The 5,182-nt window shown below is 67.8% G+C and carries 6 protein-coding genes and 1 pseudogene; 6 read left to right on the forward strand and 1 reads right to left on the reverse strand.

Annotation, left to right across the window (positions count from 1 at the left end; translation table 11 throughout):
- Nucleotides 1-32: 32 nt before the first annotated feature.
- A pseudogene (gene phnH / locus CVM52_RS23265) lies at nt 33-446 on the forward strand (phosphonate C-P lyase system protein PhnH); the annotation flags it as partial.
- Complete coding sequence (locus CVM52_RS23270; protein WP_100164732.1) at nt 446-1,531, forward strand: carbon-phosphorus lyase complex subunit; 1,086 nt, start codon at nt 446-448, stop codon at nt 1,529-1,531. The pseudogene phnH and the gene CVM52_RS23270, both read left to right, overlap by 1 nt.
- A gap of 2 nt (nt 1,532-1,533) precedes the next feature.
- Here CVM52_RS23270 and CVM52_RS27150 read toward each other — a convergent pair whose 3' ends face one another.
- Complete coding sequence (locus tag CVM52_RS27150; protein ID WP_172721076.1) at nt 1,534-1,701, reverse strand: hypothetical protein; 168 nt, start codon at nt 1,699-1,701, stop codon at nt 1,534-1,536.
- 26 nt (nt 1,702-1,727) lie between these two features.
- On the opposite strand from CVM52_RS27150, the gene CVM52_RS23275 reads away from it, so the two are divergent.
- From CVM52_RS23275 to phnL, 4 genes are all read left to right on the forward strand, one after another.
- On the forward strand, nt 1,728-2,603 hold the full coding sequence (locus CVM52_RS23275; RefSeq protein WP_100164733.1) for an alpha-D-ribose 1-methylphosphonate 5-phosphate C-P-lyase PhnJ: 876 nt from the start codon (nt 1,728-1,730) through the stop codon (nt 2,601-2,603).
- Between the two features lie 77 nt (nt 2,604-2,680).
- Entirely contained in the window at nt 2,681-3,442 is a 762-nt protein-coding gene (gene phnK / locus CVM52_RS23280; RefSeq protein ID WP_100164736.1) for a phosphonate C-P lyase system protein PhnK, read from the forward strand.
- 1 nt (nt 3,443) lies between these two features.
- Nucleotides 3,444-4,403 (forward strand): magnesium transporter CorA family protein, encoded by a 960-nt coding sequence (locus CVM52_RS23285; protein WP_100164734.1) that lies wholly within the window; start codon nt 3,444-3,446, stop codon nt 4,401-4,403.
- A 10-nt stretch (nt 4,404-4,413) separates the two neighbouring features.
- Complete coding sequence (phnL, locus tag CVM52_RS23290; protein WP_100164735.1) at nt 4,414-5,094, forward strand: phosphonate C-P lyase system protein PhnL; 681 nt, start codon at nt 4,414-4,416, stop codon at nt 5,092-5,094.
- The last annotated feature ends 88 nt before the right edge of the window (nt 5,095-5,182 follow it).

The following is a 5,182-nucleotide window of genomic DNA, read 5'->3' on the forward strand; positions in this document are numbered from 1 at the left end:
ACCGCCTTCATCAGCTTTGAACCGGTCGAGGGCTGCTGCTGACGCTGTGCGACCGCGAGACGCCGCTCTACCTGGCGCCGGGCCATGACGGGGCCGAGATCCGCAGCTGGATCGCCTTCCATACCGGCGCCCCGATCGTTGCGCCGGGCGCGGCGCGGTTTGCGCTGGGCGGTTGGGCGGCGCTGCAACCGCTTTCGGCCTATCCGGTTGGCACCGCGGATTATCCCGACCGCTCGACGACACTGATCGTCGAGATGGACCAACTGACCAGCCAGGGCGCGCGGCTGACCGGGCCGGGGATCGAAACTGCGGCGTTTCTGTCGCTGCCCGAGACCGCGGCGTTCCGGGCCAACCGGGCGCTGTTCCCGCTGGGGCTGGACTTTTTCTTCACCTGCGGCAGCGCGCTGGCGGCGCTGCCGCGCAGCACCGTCGTGGAGGAGGCCTGATGTATGTAGCGGTCAAGGGCGGCGAGCGCGCCATCGACAATGCCCATGCCTGGCTGGCCGAGGAGCGGCGCGGCAATCCCGAGATTGCCGAGCTGAGCCTGGCGCAGATTCGCGAACAGCTGGCCCTGGCGGTGAACCGGGTGATGGCGGAGGGCTCGCTCTATGATCCCGACCTGGCGGCGCTGGCGATCAAGCAGGCGCGGGGCGACCTGATCGAGGCGATTTTCCTGATCCGCGCCTATCGCACCACGCTGCCGCGCATCGGCCAGTCCGAACCGGTGGAAACCGGCGCGATGGTCTGCGACCGGCGCATCTCGGCCACCTTCAAGGATGTGCCCGGCGGCCAGGTGCTGGGCCCGACCTTCGACTACACCCACCGGCTGCTGGATTTCAAACTGGCCGCCGAGGGCGAGGTGCCGGCGGCGGAAGCCGCCACGCCCGACCTGGCCGACAAGCCGCGCGTGACCGGGTTCCTGAACCGCGACGGGCTGATCCAGGACGAGCCGGCCAGCGACACCGCGCCCCCCGACATGACCCGTCAGCCGATGGAATACCCGGCCGGCCGGGCGCTGCGGCTGCAGGCGCTGAGCCGCGGCGACGAGGGGTTCCTGCTGGGCATGGCCTATTCCACCCAGCGCGGCTATGGCCGCAACCACCCCTTCGTGGGCGAACTGCGCATCGGCACGGTCGAGGTCGAGATGGAGATCCCCGAGTTGGGCTTTGCCATTGGCATCGGCGAGATCACCCTGACCGAATGCGAGACCGTGAACCAGTTCGCCGGGTCCAAGACCGAGCCGCCGCAATTCACCCGTGGCTACGGCCTGGTTTTCGGCCAGACCGAGCGCAAGGCGATCTCGATGGCGCTGGTCGACCGAGCGCTGCGCTGGGAGGAACTGGGCGAGGATGATGTCGGCGCCCCGGCGCAGGACGAGGAATTCGTGCTGGCCCATTCCGACAACATCCAGGGCACCGGCTTTCTGGAACATATCAAGCTACCCCATTACGTCGATTTCCAGTCCGAGCTGGAGCTGGTGCGGCGGATGCGCGCCGAGGCGCTGGGCGCGCGCCAGGAGGCGGCGGAATGAGGTCAGAGCCAACCAAAGAGACTAAGATTGAAATGCTCTGCCAGGCGCCACTGCAGCGCGATGCAGATTCCGCCAATGCCACCAACCAGCAGTTCCATGCGACGGAGCCGCTTGGGGATGTTCTTGTGAGATTCAAGCAGCGTTTGCTGCATCTCTTCGTTTGTGAGCATCTGGTCGACCGTTCCTTGAGGGTAAGATGACAGATCAAGCCTATAACTTCGCCTATCTCGACGAACAGACCAAGCGGATGATCCGCCGCGCGTTGCTCAAAGCGGTGGCGATCCCCGGCTACCAGGTGCCCTTTGCCAGCCGCGAGATGCCGATGCCCTATGGCTGGGGCACCGGCGGCGTGCAGGTGACCGCCGCCTGCCTGACACCCGCGGACCGGCTAAAGGTGATCGACCAGGGCGCCGATGACACCACCAATGCGGTGTCGATCCGCAAGTTCTTTGAACGCACCGCAGGGGTCGAGACCACCGAACATACCTGCGAAGCGACGGTGATCCAGACCCGCCACCGCATTCCCGAAGCGCCGCTGGGCGAGGATCAGATCCTGGTCTACCAGGTGCCGATCCCCGAGCCGCTGCGCTTCCTGGAACCGCGCGAGACCGAGACGCGCCGGATGCACGCGCTGGAGGAATACGGGCTGATGCATGTGAAGCTGTACGAGGATATCGCCCGCAATGGCGAGATCGCCACCGCCTATGCCTATCCGGTGAAGGTGGAGGGGCGCTACGTGATGGACCCGTCGCCGATCCCGAAATTCGACAATCCCAAGCTGGAAAGCCGGGCGCTGCAGCTGTTCGGCGCCGGGCGGGAACAGCGCATCTACGCGATCCCGCCCTTCTCCCGGGTGGTGAGCCTGGATTTCGAGGATCACCCGTTCGACCCCTCGCGCGCCGATCATCCCTGCGCGCTTTGCGGCGCCGAGGATACCTATCTCGACGAGGTGATCGTCGACGATGCGGGCGGGCGGATGTTTGTCTGTTCGGATACCGATTATTGCGGCGCGCGCCGCGCGCAGGGCCACACCGGTGCCATGGCGGCGCCCTATGCGGAGGCCGGGGCATGAGCGGGCAAAAGTTTTCAGAAAACTTTTGCCAAGACTTTTCTGAAAAGTCTTGGCCCCCGGCGGCGGGCGCTGCGCCGCTGCTGCAGGTGCGCGACATTTCCAAGCGCTACGGCGCGCGGATCGGCTGCACCGACATTTCCTTCGATCTCTGGCCGGGCGAGGTGATGGGCATCGTCGGCGAAAGCGGCTCGGGCAAATCCACCCTGCTGGGCTGCCTCGCCGGGCAATTGCAGCCCGACAGCGGCGCGGTGCTGTTCGACACCCGCAGCGACGGCCCGCGTGACACCCTGACCATGTCCGAGCCGGAACGGCGGATGCTGGGCCGCACCGACTGGGCCTTCGTGCATCAGAACCCGCGCGACGGGCTGCGCATGACGGTGTCGGCCGGCGGCAATGTGGGCGAACGGCTGATGGCGGTCGGCGCGCGGCATTACGGCACCATCCGCGACCAGGCGACCGACTGGCTGGGCCGGGTCGAGATCGCCGCCGACCGGATCGACGACCGGCCCTCGGCGTTTTCCGGCGGCATGCAGCAACGGCTGCAGATCGCCCGCAACCTGGTCACCGCGCCGCGGCTGGTCTTCATGGACGAACCGACCGGCGGGCTGGACGTATCGGTGCAGGCGCGGCTGCTGGACCTGTTGCGCGGGCTGGTGCGCGAAATGGGGCTGTCGGCGATCATCGTCACCCATGACCTTGCCGTGGTGCGGCTGCTGGCCGACCGGCTGATGGTGATGAAGGGGGGGCGGGTGGTGGAAACCGGGCTGACCGACCAGGTGCTGGACGATCCCCAGCACGGCTATACCCAGCTGCTGGTCAGCTCGGTCCTGCAGGTCTGAGATGCTGTTCGCCTACCAGATCGAAGGCGACAAGCTGGCGCGCATGGCGCCCGAGGCGGATCTGGCCGCGGCCACCTGGATCGACCTCTACCGCCCGATGCCGCCGCAAAGCGCGGCGGTGGCGGCGCTGGGCATCGAGGTGCCCAGCCTGGACGAGATGGAAGAGATCGAGATCTCGGCACGGCTCTACCGCAATGCCGGCACCGAGGTGATGACCGTGGTGGTGCCGGGACTGTCGACCTCCAAGGCGCCGATGGCCGGACCGGTGACCTTTATCCTGGCGCCCGAGCGGCTGGTGACGGTGCGCCACCACGCGCCGCGCCCGTTCGAGACCTTTCCGGCCCGCGCCGACCGGTCGGGGCCGGGCTGCAGCAGCCCGGACCGGATTTTCCTGGGCCTGATCGAGGAAATCATCGGCCGGCTGGCCGACCTGATGGAGGGCACCGGCCGGGCGCTGGACGACATTGCGCGCACCGTGTTCGGCGGCCAGACCGGCAAGAACGGCGCGGTGCTGAAAGAGGCGCTGGTGTCGATCGGGCGCGAGGGCGAATTGCTGGGCCGGGTGCGGCTGTGCCTGCTGACGCTGGAACGCGCGCTGTCCTATTTCAGCCAGATTGCCGAGGGCCGGCCCGGCACCAAGGCGCTGAACCCCTTCATCAAGGGCGCGACGCGCGACATCCAGGCGCTGGGCGTGCATGCCGATTTCCTGTCGGCGCGGGTCAGCCTGGCCACCGACGCGACGTTGGGCATGATCTCGCTGGCGCAGAATGACACCGTGCGCATCCTGTCGGTGATCGCCGCGCTGTTCCTGCCGCCGACGCTGATCGCCTCGGCCTATGGGATGAATTTCGTCAACATGCCGGAACTGGCCCAGCCCTGGGGCTATCCCGCCGCGCTGGCGCTGATGGCCGGCTCGGCGGTGGTGACCTGGGTGATCCTGAAATGGCGCCGCTGGATATAAGGAGACCGGGATGATCCGGATCGAGAACCTGTCGAAAACCTTCACCCTGCACAACCAGGGCGGCGCCGCGATCGCGGTGATGCAGGGGGCGGAGTTCAGCGTCGCGCCCGGCGAATGTGTGGCGCTGACCGGCAATTCGGGGGCCGGAAAGTCGACGTTGATGCGGATGATCTATGGCAATTACCTGGCCGCTTCGGGTGCGATCCTGGTCGGCGGGGTCGACGTGGCCCGCGCCGAGCCGCGCGAGATCCTGGCGCTGCGGCGCCGGACGCTGGGCTATGTCAGCCAGTTCCTGCGCGTGGTGCCGCGGGTGCCGACGGTCGAGGTGGTGGCCGAGCCGCTGCTGGCGCTCGGCGAAGACCGCGCAACCGCGCTGGAGCGCGCGCGCGCCTTGCTGACGCGGCTGCGCATCCCTGAAACTCTGTGGGGACTCAGCCCGACCACCTTTTCCGGTGGCGAACAGCAGCGGGTGAACATCGCCCGCGGCTTTGCCCATGATTATCCCGCCCTGCTGCTGGACGAGCCGACCGCCAGCCTGGATGCCGCCAATCGCGAGACGGTGCTGGACCTGATTGCCGAGGCCAAGGCGCGCGGCGCGGCGATCATCGGCATCTTTCACGATGTCGAGGCGCGCGACCGCGTCGCCGACCGCGCGATCGACGTGTCGCGCTTTGCGCCGAAGGCGGCGTGATGGCGGGGCGGCTGTTTGCGATTGTCGGCCCGTCGGGGGTGGGCAAGGACACGCTGATGGCGGCGGCCCAAGCCGCGCGGCCCGGCCT

The sequence above is a fragment of the Pseudooceanicola lipolyticus genome (genome assembly GCF_002786325.1).
Lineage (GTDB): Bacteria > Pseudomonadota > Alphaproteobacteria > Rhodobacterales > Rhodobacteraceae > Pseudooceanicola_C > Pseudooceanicola_C lipolyticus.

Coding starts and splice junctions, on each gene's coding strand:
- CVM52_RS23270 (WP_100164732.1), top strand. CDS start 446: ATGTATGTAGCGGTCAAGGGCGGCGAGCGCGCCATCGACAATGCCCAT.
- CVM52_RS27150 (WP_172721076.1), bottom strand. CDS start 1,701: ATGCTCACAAACGAAGAGATGCAGCAAACGCTGCTTGAATCTCACAAG.
- CVM52_RS23275 (WP_100164733.1), top strand. CDS start 1,728: ATGACAGATCAAGCCTATAACTTCGCCTATCTCGACGAACAGACCAAG.
- CVM52_RS23285 (WP_100164734.1), top strand. CDS start 3,444: ATGCTGTTCGCCTACCAGATCGAAGGCGACAAGCTGGCGCGCATGGCG.
- phnL (WP_100164735.1), top strand. CDS start 4,414: ATGATCCGGATCGAGAACCTGTCGAAAACCTTCACCCTGCACAACCAG.